Source organism: Lentilactobacillus buchneri, assembly GCF_018314255.1.
Classification (GTDB): Bacteria; Bacillota; Bacilli; order Lactobacillales; family Lactobacillaceae; genus Lentilactobacillus; species Lentilactobacillus buchneri.
The window spans coordinates 280088-296182 of record NZ_CP073066.1 but is presented as its reverse complement, the minus strand read 5'-3'; the positions used below and the strand labels follow the sequence as shown (position 1 = coordinate 296182).

At 38.7% G+C, this 16095-nt stretch carries 22 protein-coding genes and 2 tRNA genes; 22 read left to right on the top strand and 2 right to left on the bottom strand.

Features of this window, described 5'->3' with window-relative positions; genetic code table 11:
* Nucleotides 1-113: 113 nt before the first annotated feature.
* The 11 genes from KE627_RS01585 (at nt 114) to KE627_RS01535 (ending at nt 6658) form a co-directional block, all read left to right on the top strand.
* Nucleotides 114-524, top strand: a complete 411-nt coding sequence (locus KE627_RS01585; RefSeq protein ID WP_056939029.1) for a hypothetical protein — start codon at nt 114-116, stop codon at nt 522-524.
* Nucleotides 525-541: 17 nt separating this feature from the next.
* On the top strand, nt 542-715 hold the full coding sequence (locus tag KE627_RS01580) for an XkdX family protein (protein WP_008857027.1): 174 nt from the start codon (nt 542-544) through the stop codon (nt 713-715).
* A gap of 393 nt (nt 716-1108) precedes the next feature.
* On the top strand, nt 1109-1576 hold the full coding sequence (locus tag KE627_RS01575; protein WP_056939028.1) for a hypothetical protein: 468 nt from the start codon (nt 1109-1111) through the stop codon (nt 1574-1576).
* A 12-nt stretch (nt 1577-1588) separates the two neighbouring features.
* On the top strand, nt 1589-2413 hold the full coding sequence (locus tag KE627_RS01570; RefSeq protein ID WP_056939027.1) for a GH25 family lysozyme: 825 nt from the start codon (nt 1589-1591) through the stop codon (nt 2411-2413).
* Nucleotides 2413-2664: a hemolysin XhlA family protein gene (locus KE627_RS01565; RefSeq protein ID WP_056939026.1), complete on the top strand. Its 252-nt coding sequence runs from the start codon at nt 2413-2415 to the stop codon at nt 2662-2664. Before KE627_RS01570 ends, KE627_RS01565 begins: the two co-directional genes overlap by 1 nt.
* A 511-nt stretch (nt 2665-3175) precedes the next feature.
* The gene (locus KE627_RS01560; protein WP_136861308.1) at nt 3176-3493 is read left to right on the top strand and encodes a PTS sugar transporter subunit IIB; all 318 of its coding nucleotides are present in this window, start codon (nt 3176-3178) and stop codon (nt 3491-3493) included.
* 1 nt (nt 3494) lies between these two features.
* A complete protein-coding gene (locus KE627_RS01555) occupies nt 3495-3803 on the top strand; it encodes a PTS sugar transporter subunit IIA (protein WP_013728295.1) in 309 nt (102 codons plus the stop codon).
* 239 nt (nt 3804-4042) lie between these two features.
* A complete protein-coding gene (locus KE627_RS01550; RefSeq protein WP_056939024.1) occupies nt 4043-5536 on the top strand; it encodes a peptide MFS transporter in 1494 nt (497 codons plus the stop codon).
* A gap of 67 nt (nt 5537-5603) precedes the next feature.
* Nucleotides 5604-6425 carry a metallophosphoesterase gene (locus KE627_RS01545; RefSeq protein WP_056939023.1) on the top strand — a complete coding sequence of 274 codons (822 nt, stop codon included), beginning with the start codon at nt 5604-5606 and terminating at the stop codon, nt 6423-6425.
* A gap of 70 nt (nt 6426-6495) precedes the next feature.
* Nucleotides 6496-6578 (top strand) — tRNA-Tyr (locus KE627_RS01540).
* An 8-nt stretch (nt 6579-6586) separates the two neighbouring features.
* A tRNA-Gln gene (locus KE627_RS01535) sits at nt 6587-6658 on the top strand.
* Nucleotides 6659-6829: 171 nt separating this feature from the next.
* Here the strand turns inward: KE627_RS01535 and KE627_RS01530 are convergent.
* Together KE627_RS01530 and KE627_RS01525 are read right to left on the bottom strand one after the other, a co-directional pair.
* Nucleotides 6830-7105, bottom strand: a complete 276-nt coding sequence (locus KE627_RS01530) for a tyrosine-type recombinase/integrase (protein ID WP_225424231.1) — start codon at nt 7103-7105, stop codon at nt 6830-6832.
* 36 nt (nt 7106-7141) lie between these two features.
* Nucleotides 7142-8071, bottom strand: a complete 930-nt coding sequence (locus KE627_RS01525; protein WP_146971951.1) for an IS30-like element ISLpl1 family transposase — start codon at nt 8069-8071, stop codon at nt 7142-7144.
* Between the two features lie 100 nt (nt 8072-8171).
* Here KE627_RS01525 and KE627_RS01520 point away from each other — a divergent pair, with 100 nt between their 5' ends.
* The 11 genes from KE627_RS01520 to KE627_RS01470 all read left to right on the top strand — a co-directional run bounded on the left by KE627_RS01520 (nt 8172) and on the right by KE627_RS01470 (nt 16051).
* Entirely contained in the window at nt 8172-8945 is a 774-nt protein-coding gene (locus KE627_RS01520; protein WP_420919709.1) for an XkdQ/YqbQ family protein, read from the top strand.
* Nucleotides 8942-9280 (top strand): DUF2577 domain-containing protein, encoded by a 339-nt coding sequence (locus KE627_RS01515; RefSeq protein ID WP_056939295.1) that lies wholly within the window; start codon nt 8942-8944, stop codon nt 9278-9280. Before KE627_RS01520 ends, KE627_RS01515 begins: the two co-directional genes overlap by 4 nt.
* Nucleotides 9277-9786 carry a DUF2634 domain-containing protein gene (locus KE627_RS01510; RefSeq protein ID WP_153152552.1) on the top strand — a complete coding sequence of 170 codons (510 nt, stop codon included), beginning with the start codon at nt 9277-9279 and terminating at the stop codon, nt 9784-9786. The genes KE627_RS01515 and KE627_RS01510 overlap by 4 nt, the downstream gene beginning before the upstream one ends.
* On the top strand, nt 9776-11005 hold the full coding sequence (locus tag KE627_RS01505; protein ID WP_056939294.1) for a baseplate J/gp47 family protein: 1230 nt from the start codon (nt 9776-9778) through the stop codon (nt 11003-11005). Before KE627_RS01510 ends, KE627_RS01505 begins: the two co-directional genes overlap by 11 nt.
* Nucleotides 10998-11537, top strand: a complete 540-nt coding sequence (locus KE627_RS01500; RefSeq protein ID WP_056939293.1) for a putative phage tail protein — start codon at nt 10998-11000, stop codon at nt 11535-11537. Before KE627_RS01505 ends, KE627_RS01500 begins: the two co-directional genes overlap by 8 nt.
* Nucleotides 11537-12829 carry a hypothetical protein gene (locus tag KE627_RS12240; RefSeq protein ID WP_056939292.1) on the top strand — a complete coding sequence of 431 codons (1293 nt, stop codon included), beginning with the start codon at nt 11537-11539 and terminating at the stop codon, nt 12827-12829. Before KE627_RS01500 ends, KE627_RS12240 begins: the two co-directional genes overlap by 1 nt.
* A 338-nt stretch (nt 12830-13167) precedes the next feature.
* Nucleotides 13168-13563 carry a pyridoxamine 5'-phosphate oxidase family protein gene (locus tag KE627_RS01490; protein WP_056939291.1) on the top strand — a complete coding sequence of 132 codons (396 nt, stop codon included), beginning with the start codon at nt 13168-13170 and terminating at the stop codon, nt 13561-13563.
* An 89-nt stretch (nt 13564-13652) separates the two neighbouring features.
* Nucleotides 13653-13970 (top strand): hypothetical protein, encoded by a 318-nt coding sequence (locus tag KE627_RS01485; RefSeq protein WP_225425910.1) that lies wholly within the window; start codon nt 13653-13655, stop codon nt 13968-13970.
* 9 nt (nt 13971-13979) lie between these two features.
* Complete coding sequence (locus KE627_RS01480; RefSeq protein ID WP_056939233.1) at nt 13980-14276, top strand: holin; 297 nt, start codon at nt 13980-13982, stop codon at nt 14274-14276.
* Entirely contained in the window at nt 14266-15231 is a 966-nt protein-coding gene (locus KE627_RS01475) for a DUF5776 domain-containing protein (protein WP_056939232.1), read from the top strand. The genes KE627_RS01480 and KE627_RS01475 overlap by 11 nt, the downstream gene beginning before the upstream one ends.
* A gap of 85 nt (nt 15232-15316) precedes the next feature.
* The gene (locus tag KE627_RS01470; protein ID WP_056939231.1) at nt 15317-16051 is read left to right on the top strand and encodes a helix-turn-helix domain-containing protein; all 735 of its coding nucleotides are present in this window, start codon (nt 15317-15319) and stop codon (nt 16049-16051) included.
* Nucleotides 16052-16095 lie beyond the last annotated feature (44 nt).

The window sequence follows — 16095 nt, the reverse complement described above, 5'->3', positions numbered from 1 at the left end:
CCTTCCGAAGTTTATCAATTGTGTCCTAGAAATATATTTTGTTCGAGGTATATCCACACCCAATTATGATTATTTATATACCCCATAAACGATAAAAAAGGAGATAATAAACAATGTTTATTTATGTTAAGTTTGATTCAAATGGTTTTGTCACCGATTATAAAAAAGTCGAGACCGATGGTTATACAAAGGTGTTCGTCTTAGATTCATGGATTAATCAGTTCGCTCAATATCCAGATAAATTCCGATATGATGCAACAAATCAAAAATTGCTTAATCCAGGTAACTTACCGAGTGTTTCATTGAACCAAGTAAGTACAGATGTAACAACCTTACAAACTCAGTTACAATCTTTGCAATCAACAGGTACGCAAACTGATTCACAATTGGGAGCTTTGGTAAGTAACATTTCAGTGGTTCAAGGACAAATCCTCGGAGAACTACAAAATATTCAAACTCAATTAAATGCTTCTGAAAAAGCAACTGCTGTACCGGCAGCAAATACAACTAATTCACCAGCTTAATAAAAGGAGGTAATACAATGTTTAATATTGATTGGCACGGAATGCTTAAAATTGAATATGATAACGGTTGGTTATCTTATGATAAATTGAAACTGTTCGTTGGTTGGAATGAATTAACAAAAGATCAGTTTACTGATATTACTGGTAAGAATTATGACACAGGGGTGGAAAATTCATCAACTGCTTCTTAATTGACGGTCAGTTGAGTACACTCACATGTAGACGTTTTTTGGAATGCAAGTTTAATTAAATTAAAGTCCGTCACTTTTTTGAAACAGTGGTATAATCATTTTCGTAGGCATTAACCCCTTTGGTGCCTACGCATTCGAATATTCATCTGAGCATTTATGAATGCCCCATGCTCATACATTCCCCTCAATGTATGTGATGTATACACGCCCGTCATAAGATGGGCGTGTTTGTTTTTAATAATTAGTTGTTACGACTATATAATCGTGATACAATGCGTTTGTGGAATTCCATTCCTCCAAGAAGGAATTTCATGTTCTTCAATATGATATGAATTGAGGACGCCCTTTAAAGCGGGGCGTTTTCTTTTACACAAATTTTATGGAGGTTGTCTTATGTATACACAAATATTAAATGTTTTAAATTCCTTTAAAGCAACCGGATTGGTTGCTTTTTTAATTGCTGTAATTCCAGCAACTTACAAATTGGTTAAACCGTTGATTGAAGCTAAAATTAAAACTGAAAAGAATACCCATATTAAGCAAGGAATGGAATTAGGCTTGAAGTTTGCTAATGCATTTGTTCCACTGGTGGCAAGTATGCCAGCTTTAAGTAATTCTGATCGTAAAAAAGTGGTCAATCAATTTGTTGATTCTGGCTTAAAAGAGTCCGGCTTTAATTTTAAAGCAGAAACAATTGAAGGATTAGCAGAACAAGCTTACCAGTATTATAAACACACTCTAAAGGGAGATAATCACAAAGCACCTGTTACTCCGGCGCCTACAAATGACGTTACACCCGACGTTCCAGTCGATGACGATCCGGAAGTATTTAACGAACCCCAATCATCTGAACAAAAGTAGGAAGTGACGAAAATGACAAAAAAGGTTGCTGATTTATCTGCTTACCAAGGCAGTTCTGAGACCTACATGAAATTTTTAAAAAGTCACGGAATTGATACCACGGTGGTTAAATTGACGGAAGGCACTGGATACATTAACCCTAAAGCTAGAGAACAAGTGGCTAACGGATTCAAAGTATTTGGTACTGTGAGTGTTTATCATTTCTTTCATGGTCATGGTTCATCAGAAGCTAAGTATTTCTTAGCTTGGGTAAAAAGCTTTGGGTTGGATAAATCCACAGTCTTGGCCCTAGATGTGGAAGCACAAGACCTTCCTTGGAAGACCACAGCTGAAGTAAATGCCTTTTTAAAGGAGTTAAAAGCCAACGGATTTACCAACGTTATTACTTATGGATCCGGTTCATGGTTTGCTGAAAAGCGAATTGATCGAGCGAAACTTATTGATAAGCATATTTGGGTAGCGGCGTATGGTGTTAGTCAACCGGGAATTGATAATGTGAATGCCTGGCAATATACCGATAACTATGATGGATTAAAGGTTGACGCCAGCTTAGATTTTGATGGTTCACTGTCCGGAAGTGGGGTAGTTATTAAACCTGCTAAACCGGAATATTATCAAACTCCAGGCCTATACGAAGCAACACAAAGCGTAATTCACCAATTTAACGATGCTGAATTCAAGTCTAAACGGCATACTCGTCTGATTAAAGGAAGTCGATTCTATGCTACCCCAATAAAATATGGTAAAATTTATCGACTTTCTACACCGACTGGTTACTATACAGCAAACAAAGATAAAGTTAAATTTATTTTTGCAGTAAAGGCTGGTGATAAGTAATGGTGGAAGTTCCTGATGAAATTAACATGACTAAAATGCTTATTGGTATTAAAGAAGATATTTCTTCCATTAAACAACAGCTGAATGATCAGGCTGATTTGAATGCCAAAACAGATAAAGCTTTAGCCAAATCCATTGAAAACGAACATCGAATTGATAACCTTACACATATTAACTATGCATTAATTTCTTTAGTGGCAACGGGAATTATTGTACCGTTGATTATTTATTTAATTGAGAAATTTATGTGAGATGAATCCCCCTTGAATGATTATGGGGGGGAATACATATATTGGTATATATTAATTAATATTATTTTTTGCTTTTGATAATATTATGTATATATTAGCTTTTGGTTATTGAACTATCACTTTTATCGGTGAATTAACAAATAACGGGCAAATGACGGCCAATTAAAATTATAAATGCCTTTATATCAACGTTTTTAAGGGGCACTTGTGCCTGCAGTCGGCATAGCATTTCGCAAAAATAGGGAAACCAACGAATGACAATTTGTTGGGTTCCCTATTTTTGTATTCCTGCTTGTAATATCTCCATGAAACACCATCATAAAGTCTGCGGACGATGTCAGACGAGAATTGGTATACAAGAAATATCACAGATTGGTATATGATAATAATATTTTGAAATAGCCTGACGTAACGGTACCCGATTGGATAATCAGGAAAAATCGGGCTTGTGGTATACATTGTTTTGCGTTATGCTGTACTGGTAAATACAAATTGTTTGGGAGTGAACAAAATGAAAAAAGTATTATTAATTTGCGAGAGTGGAATTTCCAGCAACTTTCTCGCGAAATCGGCTAGGCCCTTTATTGAACTGTATGATGCAAAGATTGAACTGATTCCAACTAACATTAACAATGCGGACACATATTTGGGTGATCCAATTGACTTAGTGCTCGTTGCTCCTCAAGCCAGTTATCACAAAAAAGAACTTGAATTGTTTGACCGCGCAACGCAAATTAAAACAATTCCTGACGAGATTTATGGTTGGGCAAACGGGGAGAAGCTCGTTAAGTTCATCATGGCCCAATTATCTCCGATTGGGGCAGCTTAAAATGACTGATGAGCAGTTAAACGGGATCGCCATGAAAATGCTGACTTATTCTGGCAAAGCAAAGAGCATCTTATCGGACTTGATGGATCATCTCAACTCATCAAGTCATGATAGTGATATTGATGCCCAATTAAACGAAGCTCATCAGTGGTTGGTCCAGGCACATCAGCAACAAAATTTGGTGATTGCCGAAGCTGAGACAGTTGGATACTCATTGCTCTTCACGCATGCCCAAGACACACTCATGAATACGGAAACAATTGAATTTGTGATTAGAAAGTCTATCGCTGCATTTACAAATCATTCATAAGTTCAATCCGGCATCTGGTTATTAATTTGATACTACTTACGAAATAGGTCTTGCCTAATTTTGCTGTGTATATAACTTGTCGTGACCTCCGATTCTGTTGAATTAAAATTCAATCTGGCCTATAATGGTCTGTATGATTTATTCTTGTAATGAACTTCAGGAGTAATTTAAAATCAAAAATCTAATCTGATTAACTTGTTTTGTTAATAAGATTAGATTTATTTTTTGGAGGGTATCACATGCAACAACAAGATCAAACAGACCAGGAACGTCGCGCAGATGCCTCTTTCTTTGGCCAGCCTCGGGGACTCTCAACCCTGTTCTTCACGGAAATGTGGGAACGGTTCAGTTACTACGGAATGCGTGCTATTCTTCTTTACTACATGTATTATAGTGTAACTAAAGGCGGCCTTGGGTTTGATAAGCCATTAGCTGCGTCTGTTATGTCGATTTATGGCTCGTTAGTCTACTTAACCTCGGTTATCGGTGGCTTTGTGAGTGACCGAATCCTGGGTAGTCGCCGGACCGTGTTCTATGGCGGTGTTCTGATTATGTTTGGGCACATCGCGCTGTCGTTGCCAATGGGTGCGCCGGCATTATTCACCTCAATTGTCCTGATCACGATTGGGACTGGACTATTAAAGCCAAACATTTCTGAAATGGTTGGTGGGTTATATACCGAGTATGATACACGGCGCGATTCCGGATTCACAATTTTCGTATTCGGAATTAATTTGGGATCATTCATTGCGCCGCTGCTGGTTAGTTGGCTCGGATTCAACGTCAACTTCCACCTTGGCTTCTCACTGGCTGCTATTGGGATGTTCTTTGGATTACTGCAATATATTCGCGGTGGTAAAAAACATTTGCCTAGTGCCAGCTTGTATCCAAGCGATCCATTAGAACCCAACGATGCCAAGAAATTGACTATCCGGGTTGGTTTGGGAGTGGTTGTCTTCGGCTTGATCCTGTTGCTCATGCAGGTCATGGGGGCATTATCACTCAGCTCATTTATTACCTTGCTGAGTATCATTGCCGTGGCCACACCAATTATTTACTTTGTCGTCATTATTTCCAGCAAAAAAATCTCTTCCACCGAACGCTCAAGAGTTGTTGCCTATATTCCACTGTTTATCGCAGCTGCGATTTTCTGGGCAATTGAAGAGCAGGGATCCGTTGTTTTGGCACTATTTGCCGGAACCCAAACGAATAATAATGTTGGCGGTATTTTTAATATTTCGCCAGGTTGGTATCAATCGTTGAACCCACTGTTTATTATGCTGTACACGCCATTCTTTGCTTGGATGTGGATTAAACTTGGCAAAAAGCAGCCGAGCTCACCATCCAAATTTTCACTGGGATTAGGTATTGCCGGATTATCCTATCTGTTTATGGTGATTCCAGTTGCCTTATTTGGCGCACAAGCAAAAGTGAGTCCACTATGGCTGCTCGGAAGCTGGGCCATTGTGGAAATTGCTGAACTGTTAATTTCACCAATTGGACTCTCTGTTACGACCAAGCTGGCACCAAAAGCCTTTGAATCTCAGATGATGAGTATGTGGTTCTTAGCCGATTCAGCTGGTCAAGCGGTCAACTCACAAATTGTTAAATACTATACACCGGACAATGAAATTAATTACTTCTTGATCGTTGGTCTGGTTGCAATTGTCGCCGGAGTTTTGTTGGCATTCCTGGTTAAACCAATTAAGCGGTTAATGGAAGGTGTCAATTAGATTCAAGAACGACCGAATGTGTTATCCTAATTTGGATAGCACATTTTTATTTTGGGGAGAAAACGTGATGGTAAAGATTGCCGTAACCAGTGATAATCACCTTGATTTGAACAAGGTAGCACTGGCCGATACAATTAAACAGCAGGCGACTTTTTTGCAGGACCAAGGGGTAGACGATTACCTGATTGCCGGCGATCTATTCAATGATTTTCAGAAGTCGGTGGATTACGTTCAGCAGCTGTCAGCAGCCGTTGCTCCAATCCGAGTTTTTTTCATTGCCGGCAACCACGACATGATCAAAGGTGTCAGTTATGACGAGTTGGAAAATGGCCAGTGGCCGGGGTATCTGAACAACCAATTCTTTGACGTCCCTCAAACCGACTACCGAATTATTGGCATGAACGGCTGGTATGACTACACTTTTGCCGTGAATGAAGATAAAACTGAAGATGAATTTCATCGTTGGAAAATGGCCTACTGGATAGACGGGCTGATTTCGCAGCCTATGAGCGATCCTGAACGTGAGCAGATAGTCCTTTCGGAATTGACCCAACAGCTCCAGAACGCGCAATCAGCGGGCAAGAAAGTGATTTTGATGACTCACTTTGTTCCCAACCAACACTTCATTCATTATACGAATGATTTTCGCTTCTGGAATATGGCCAATGCCATGATGGGCAGTCTGCATTTTCAAAAATTGATTGAGGACTATCAGGTTGAACGGGTCGTTTTCGGGCATATTCATCAACGACTGGTGCCTATTAGGCTTAAGGCGACGACATACTATAATGCAGCGGTGGGATACCACAACCATCGTCACAATGAGTGGCAGACGAATGATTTCATAGCTGAATGGGCAAAACAGTTGAAAATGTTCCAAATTTTTTGATGATTGCGCTTGACGGAATCACTAAAATTTTGTATTATTATATTCGTTGGTTTGATAGCAACACTCTTTTGGAGGGGTAGCGAAGTCTGGCTAAACGCGGCGGACTGTAAATCCGCTCCTTCGGGTTCGGTGGTTCGAATCCACTCCCCTCCATTTATTTTTGGGCTATAGCCAAGTGGTAAGGCAACGGGTTTTGATCCCGTGATGCGCTGGTTCGAACCCAGCTAGCCCAATAATTGATTGTTACCCGTTTTCATAGGTTGTCAAAAGCCTGTGAGGACGGTTTTTTCTTTGCTCTCGATTGTCATGAGGTGTCACTAATTGTCAGTGAAATGGTATTCAATATGGTATTCAATTTTGAGTGATAGGAGTAGATCCTTCAAAATTACCTAAATTGGTCTACTCTAAAAGTTTAGATATTTTGCGAGCTTCTCAGTTGCCTCGTTCGATTCTTTGCGCGTAGTGGCCGTGTAGATGTCCATAGTAGTTTTATAGGACGAATGCCCTAACTGTTCCTGAACTGCTTTCACAGACGCCCCAGACTCGAATGAGAGGGTAGCATAGGTATGCCTGAATGCATGGACGGTGACTTTCTTCAAGTCGTAATTACCAATCACATGCTTTAGCCACACTTGCGGCTTAACTGGCTGGAACATTTCGTTTTTTTCATTAGCAAAAATGAGGTTATCTCCGATAGGAAATGGTAGATTGCAAATTTAATCCGAATTTTTTGACAAATTGGTCAGCATGACCTGATAAGGTGTTTGCCAGTCAAGTATTTTAAGTGGTCTCTGATTAATTTCGAGTAAGGTGGTTTTCAAGCCTTGAGCACTAATGTGCTCAAAATAAGTCCCCTTAGGATAAAAATAGCGTAAGTTCCGATTAAATCGTTCATTACTGCCGCGCTCAGCTGGCGTATAAGCATGGCAGTAATAGGTCTTAATACCATATTGTGATTCAAGTGATACTAGCCCACTAAACTCAGTGCCACGGTCCACAGTAAAGCTGTGCACCGGACCATTAAAAGTGGTTAGGAACTTAGTTAGTGCTTCATTAACAGTCGCTGTCGTCCGATCTTTTAACCGGTATGCCCAAAGGAACCGTGATTTGCGATCGATTAAAGTTAATAAAACTGCCTTACTATGCCCACGAGGACCAACGACTGTATCTAGTTCAAAATCGCCGATGCGATTACGTTGATTAATCATCATGGGACGCTGTTCAATTGATCGCCCCAAAGATTGATTATATTTGGATCGTTGGTCAACGTTACGCCGTTGGCGTACGCCATGTTCAGGTAGATCATTCAAGGAGAAATCAATTCTCCCCTGATTTAGCCAATTATAAATAGATTTAGTAGCTAGTTTAAATTCGTGAGCAATCATTCCTGGTGACCAGCTTAGACGTAAATGGTTGAGAATTTTTTGCTTTAACTCATCGCTCAGCTTAGTTTTCCGACCACATCGTGATCGCTTGTATTCGGCATCTGTTTGTGCTAATTCAGCCTGATAAGGTTGACATCGAGATAATTCATAAGAAATTGTTGACGGTGATCGGTTCAGCCGAACGCCCATTTGGATATTGGACAGCCCTAGTTCACAAAAGGTTTCGATTTTAATTCGTTCGGAATAGGTTATACTAGACAAAAGATCAGCTCCTAAAAGATGGGTTTGTGGTAAACACCATTTTAAAGGAAGCTGATCTTTTTTGCCCGAACAGCGTTCGGATTAATTTTACAATCTACCTATTAAATATACTTCTGACGAAAAATTTAGCATTACAGCTTATGATAATTTGCGATATTTAAAAAATGAGGACACGTTAGTTTTTCCTTCTTCAACACTGACCCAACGATTTACCCAAGTATGCAAATTAGCTAAAATTCCCCATAAAGCTAAGGTGGTAACCAAGCATAAATTATCGCCGGTTTTAAATGATGATAAAAGTTATTTTGACATGTTAAAGTCCAGTATTAAGGAAGCTCGTAAAGCCAATGGCAATCATTACTTTGTTGCCGATCATTATGGCACAGTTGAATTACGTAAGGCACCGTATTATCGGACTAAAATTATTTTAGGAGATAAATCCAGTGCTGAAAGCTTTACATTTGAGAAGTCGATTGATAATGCTTATAACGCCATCAAAGTGGTTAAAACTAGTAAGAAGGAAAAGGCTAAAGTAACGGCCACTAAAATTGTCCAAGCTGGTAAGCAGGGCAACACATTGCAACGTTGGGGAAAACTGCAAAAGATTGAAAAAGTAACTAAAGACAAAACTAATCTAGCTCAAATGAAAGTTCGGGCTAGTAATTTGTTGAAACTATATAATCGGCAAACCTATAAATTGAGTATTACTTGTACAGGTAATCAAGCATTAAGGGCTGGTAATTCAGTATATGTAAAACTATCCAGTTTAAAAGATATTGGTTTGGGAACCAAGCAATTGGTTATTACCAAATCAACCATCACATTTGACCCGAATTACACTGCTGATTTAGAAATCAAGGTGAGAATGTCATGACAGGTGATACATTATTAGACATGATTAATAGCCGTGGAGGAAATCCCAATGAGTATAGTGACATCGTTCCAGGAAAAGTGATTAGCATTTCACCATTAAGAATTCAATATTCATCAACGGCAATTTTAACCGAAGACTTTTTAACTTTAGGAGAACACGTGACTAAGCATACAGTTAAAATGACTTACCAAGATCGTTCAGAGAGCGGTGATATCAAACGAACAGAAACCGTTACAATTGATCAATCGTTAAAAGTTGGTGATGGCGTATTAATGTTGCGTGGTGATGGTGGTCAACGTTTTTTAGTTTTAGAAAAGTTAGGTGACACAAATTGAATGATGAATTAGATGAAGTTCAAGATTTAATAGATGATGCTAGCATTCCAGTGGTAACTGAAACGGAGGCAGACGATGATATCGATCAAAACCTTAACGATGATGGCAGTCCAACCACAGGTGAAACTGATGATGTGGAAGAAGAAACTTCCCCCACCTACACATACCAGGTTAAGGCTGGACGAATTATTCAGATGACAGATGGTAAAGACGCAATGCTACAGGCAATCGATAAATTACTACAAACGGTTCGATTTGCTTATCCAATCTATGATGAAGATTATGGTCATGATTTAGAAGATCTGTTAGGCAAAGAGTTACCGTATGCTCAAACAGAAGTCGAACGATTACTAACAGAGGCTTTAGAAGCAGATGACCGAGTTTTAGATGTGGAAGTACAAGATATTGTGCCTGACACTAAAGGTTTTCTGACTGTAACGGCATTGGTTACCACGATTTATGGAGAAATTAGTATTAGTCCGGAGGTGATGATTAATGAGTCCTAGTGAATTAGTTGCAGAAATTCGTAGTCATGATTTTGATTACTATCTAGATGAATTGATGGATAACGTTAGTGACGATGTGGATAAACGAGAGGGGTCCATTATTTATGATGCTTTGGCTCCTGCTGCAACGGTTTTGGCCGAAGAAGCAATTACTTTGGCTAACACGATTGAATTTATTTATACGCAAACTTCCACGGGTGAGTTTCTAGATTACCGTGCTGTTGAACGAGGAACCAGTCGAATCGCTGCCACCAAAACGCAAGTTAAAGCCACTGCTGTTGATCGAAATAATCTACCTGTTACAAATATTCAAATTGGTGATCGGTTCGCTTCGATTGGGGATGAACCGATTTTTTATACCGTCATTAAAGTAACCGATGATATTAAAACGCAGCTTAGTTCGTCACAGGCAATTGCTGACAAAGGCGGAGCAACTTTTTCAGCTATGGCTACTGATGTCACCGCACCCGTAATTATTTTAGAAGCAGAAGAGTTGGGCACGAGGCCCAATGGATACAAAGGCCAAATCTTACCAGTTTCCTATAACGATGCCTTAAGCTATGCCGAAATTACAGAAATAACGGTACCCGCTAGAGACAGTGAAAGTGACGATGATTTACGAACACGTTTATTGTCTCCGGACACTTACAATGCTTATGGTGGTAATATTGCAGACCACGTTGATATGTTGTCCCGAATTAAAGAAGTTGGTGCGGGACAAGTTTATCCAGCTTGGCAAGGTGGTGGAACTGTAAAACTAGTCATCGTGGATAATAATTTCTTACCTGCTTCAACTGAATTAATCGCTTCGGTTCAAAATGAAATTGACCCCGCTCCAGGAGGAAGTGGTTACGGATTAGCTCCTATTGACCACGTTGTTACGGTTACTGCACCAACTGAATTAAAAATAGATATTACCAGTACAATTACGTTTGCTACAGGCATTGATGAAACAACTGTAAAAAATAATATTAATCAAGCATTACAAACTTACTTTGGTAATTTAAGAAAAAATTGGGCAGTAATTGATGCAACCATTGGCCGTGGATACAACGTAACTGTTTATCGTTCACAGATCTTGGCGGAGGTTTTAAAAATTAATGGGGTAACCAATGCTACTTTGCCGACTTTAAATGGTCAGGACTCTGATTTGAAATTACAAGCGACTAATAAAATTTCGGAATTACCAATTTTAGGGACGGTGACATTGAATGACTAAATTAATGGATTACTTACCGGATTATTACCAAGGTGTTCGGGAAATGGACCGATTGCTGAATGGAGAGCAATTGACACTGGATGAACTAGAGACATTTGTACGTCAATTTTTAAGCAATCAATTTGTAACTACTGCAGATGAAGCTGGAATAAAGTTAATGGAGTCCGAGTTAAGTATTATTCCCAATAGTACTGATACGTTGCAACAGCGTAAGAATGTAATCTTGCTACGACTATTACCGCCCGCAGCCATTACATGGCCATACTTTAAGCAACTAATCCAGAACCTGAATATTCCGATTGATCTTCAACGAGATGTCATAAAGCAAACAGTTTCGGCGATGTTTTATAATAGGCTACCAACTTCAACAGAGATTAAACAGCTTCAATATATTTTTAATACATTGATTCCAGCAAATATGGTGACTAAATTATTTACACCAACTGAAACCCAAGTCAGCTTTAAGCAATACTATGGCATTGCTACGGTAATTCAGGTTGAAACAGTAGTAAATGCGAAAGGAGCAAATTAATGAGTGAGTATCATGATTCCCAACTAACCGCTTTCGGTGCTGATTTAGCTCAACGAGCCAGTAACGGTGATACTAAATTCACAATTACCAAAGCGACGTCTACAGCGGATGATTTAAGCCAAACGGATTTAAGCCAATTAATTACATTACCACATGAAAAGCAGACTGGTGAAATTGATCGAATTTTGCCTGATCCAAATGGTGGAACGAAAGTTAAAGGAACTAAAGTTAGTTTTGATAATTTAAACTTAACTGAAAACTATCCCATTCAGGCGATGGGATTGTATGCCAAAGAAGATGTCGATGGAGCTAAAGAGCAACTTTATGCAGTTACCACTGCGGCTGATCCAGAAACAATGCCCAAGTCTGATTCTGCCATTATGTTTACTTTTGCCGTTTCGATTTACGTTGTGGTTGGTAATGCCAAACAGGTTACGATTAACGTAAATCCTGATAGTTTTGCAACTAAGGAATATGTAGCTGATGCCATTGCTAACGTTAAGGTTGATACGTCTGATTTAGCGAAGTTAAACCAAGATAATTACTATACTGGTGATAATCAATTTAAGCATGATCCAGTCAATAAGAACGGTGATGCTTATGGATTAGCGAAAGACATTGATACTAAAGTAACTGACAATGGCGATGGATCCATCGTAGTAAACGGGAAGACCTTTGTACCGGCTGATGACAGTCAAGTTGTGCATACTTCCGGTGATGAGGAAGTCGGCGGTACCAAAACGTTTGACACCGCACCAGTCGACAAGACCACCGGTCATCCATATATCACCAAAGATGGTGTGCCAGCGGTACCATCAACTCTTGCAGATACCACTAAAATGGCCAACTTCACTGGTGGACTGCAGAAAGGAGGTATCGATGTCGCCACGGCGGCTGACTTAAAAAGCGTTGAAAATTCTGCTTGGCGTGTAAAACAAGGATCATCAGATCTTATGACGTCATACACTTGCCTTTATAGGATCAACTCCGATAAAAGGCGAATTGAGTTTGTTTTATGGGGATTATTGCCAGCCGGAGATCCAACAGGAAAAACAATTGTTGATTTTTCTGAAATCTCAAGCACCTTTAAGTCTATCGATGGGAATGCAACCCAGGGCTTAAATTCGGATTATGCTATGAAACGTATTATACAAGTTAATGGGTCTAAGATATCAATATCTGACAGTGGTACTTCCGGAAATCCAACTCGTCTTTTTATTGCTCATCATAGTCTTATTAACCCATCAGGGGATTATAGTGGAGACAATGAGCCTTGCTATTTGTACTATTAATTTTTAGTTTAATTTTTTTGCTAAAATTATGCTATAATATTTCACGTGGATAACAGCGCATTCACTGTTGTTATTCATACCCCTCAAGTGTATATTCCCCCAGAATATATACCTCTAGATATATTCATACTTTTTCATATATCCCCTAAAAGTATATGAAAATGCATCTATCTACGGATAGGTGCTTTTGTTTTGCTGAATACAGTTTTGAATCAGATAAGTTTTAGAAGCAATTGCTGCTGTAAACGAGTATTAGGTTAAATGCTTGACACAGTTTACACTTCGCAAATACACTGGGAGTACGCAATAATTCTTATATGGAAAAGGAGACTTATCAAATGGCTATTTTATCTGAAAGTATGAAAGAAATGATTGGTAAGCAATTACCATTTCTGGCAACTGCAGATGAGCATGGAGTGCCCAAGGTTGGCCCCAAGGGATCATTGCATGTACTGGACGATTCACATCTTTTGTATTTTGAGCATACCTTTCGACATGCCTATCACAACTTGCAGCAAAACAACTATGCGGCAGTAGCAGTGGCTGATAGAGAGGCTCAGAAGGGCTTTCGATTTGAAGGAACAGCTCGGATTTATGAAAATGATTCCGTATCTAAAAAGTATTTACCCCCGAAAATTTTTGACCGTTTTCCACGTGCAGCAGTGGTCATTATTGATGTGGAACACATCTTTAAGTTGGATAATACTTTAGAAGCGGGCACACAAATCAGTTAACATTATCAGCATAACAATATATACAAATTAGCTGTCTATGAAAATAGATGGCTTTTCTTTTGCACAGAAATAGAAGGGAAGTGAGACCGTTGCCATTAAGCGATGAGGATCATCAAATGTTACTGAAACATGGCAAAGAATTATCAGACCATGAAAGACGCATTACTGATCTCAACAATAAAATGACTGACACTTTAAAGAGTGTTGATGAAAGTAATAAGTATTTACGAGAACAGAATACTCGAATTTTAGAAGCTGTCATTCGTGGAAACGAAAAAAATGAAACTCATAAAAACGAGATGGAAGTTATCAATCGTCAAAACCTGTGGAAGGTGGTAACTATTGCGATTGGTTCAAGTTCCGTGATTTATTTGATTCTACAACAGTTAATGCACTTTATTCATTAGGAGGATGTTATGGATTTTATTCAACAATTAAATTTGGGAACGACTGCAGAAATGTCATTAATCTTTGCAGTCGTTTTTTGTATAACTCAGGCTTTAAAAACGACCGTGTTAAACAACAAGTGGCTGCCGTGGATATCTATGATTGTTGGTGTGTTCGCGGGATTATTGGCTGCCATCATCAATGCCGACAGTCATTATTTGTCAAGTGCTGTCCTGGGGTTGTTAATTGGTGGCTTTACCAGCGGGCTTTTTGACGGTTTTAAGGGATTCTCAACAAATAAGGAGGATAAAAACAATGGGTTATAAAATTAATCGCAATTACGCACTTTCAGCGGGACAAGGCGACAGTCGATTAGCGGCTAAAAAGTATATTATCGTCCACGATACGGGGAATGATAATAACAAGGGAGCTAATTCGGCTAAGAATGAAGCTTCTTATATGAAGCAACACTGGAATAATGCATACACCCATTTTATTGTGGATGACACAGCAATTTATCAGGTTGGTGAACCGGGTTATGTGGCTTGGGGTGCTTTGAACGCTAATCCATACAGTCCAATGCAAGTAGAATTAGCCCATGTTAATTCACAGTCACGATTCCGAGAGTCGTATACACGTTATATTTGGCTTATTCGATACTATGCAAACAAGTACAATATTCCACTCACTCTTGATGGTTCTGGTAATGGTATTAAATCACATCTGTGGGTTACTAATAATTTCGGTGGCGATCATGTGGATCCATACGGGTATTTATCTAAGTGGGGTGTTAGCAAAGCGCAGTTTGCTAAAGACTTAAAGAATGGGGTGGGGAGTACTTCTACACCAAAGAAAGCAAGTTACTTCACCTGGCGCCCACATTGGATTTATACCCAAGCAGCAGTTAAAGCCTATAAAGACATTAAAGATGTTGGAACTGGAAAAAATGTTTCCAAGACTTATCCACCAAAGACGCAGTTAAGCACTAAAGATTTAAAAAACAAGAGATTCCAATTAACAAATGGTCTGTGGGTTACCGCAAATAAAGACTTTGTAAACAATCTTTACTACACACCATCTGGCAAAGTCAAAACTGTGCAGTCTGTGCGTGGAACATACAGATACAAAGATTTAGCCTTTAAACAAAAGGTTGACGGATTTTCTAAAGGTACAAAGTTTGATGTTGTGAAAGTTGTTAAGTACGGCCACACATCACGGTTACAATTAGGAAATGGCATGTACATTTCTGGGAACAAACTTATCAATAAGTACGTAGAATAAACTTTTGCCTCACTCGATTAATTTCGGGTGGGGCTTTTTTTGTTATTTCTATATGTAAGTTGACATATATGTAGGATGTCATATAATGTATTTAAAAGGAGATGTAATATTGATAAACCAAAACATAAAGATGTTAATTGCTGATAAGTCCATTAGTGCCTACGAGATAGAAAAGAAAACTGGAGTTAGCTCATCCACAATTATAAATATTAGAAATGGTAAACGATCAATAAAAAACTTATCACAGGAAACTGGTGAAAAATTAAATCATTATTATTTGGAAATTCATAAACCGGAACAAGTATTTTGGGATGAAGAAGATAAAACCATGTTATTATCAGTCATTAATGACGATCCAAAACAGCATTGGGTAGTTTCCATACGGGAAGTAAGGACGCTAACAGATACTGGGGAAGTTGCTGATAGAGAATATCCCATTGAGATTAAGATTCCTTCATATAATTCTGTATTGAATCATTTGGTGAATAAATATTGGAATAAGTATGATACGTTGCAGAATCAAATATATGCAGACAAAAATTTTCCAATTCCAATACAACCGTTTTATGTGGATTATGCTCAAATGTCTTTTATCAATTCGGAGGAAATGCTGCCCATTATTGAAAAACTAAGAACATATTTAAAAGTACACAAAACAATTTACGGTGATAAACTTGAAGAAGATAATGAGACAGTGTTGCATCGCACGATGACAGCCTTTTTATATGCTAATACTTCTAATCCAGATTATTCAAATTGTCTTATTTTAACTCTTGAGCCAATTCCAGGCATAATGAGCCTAGCAAGCCATCAGTTATAAATAATGAAAAAGCGCCCACATTGGACGCCTTTTTATTGGTATAC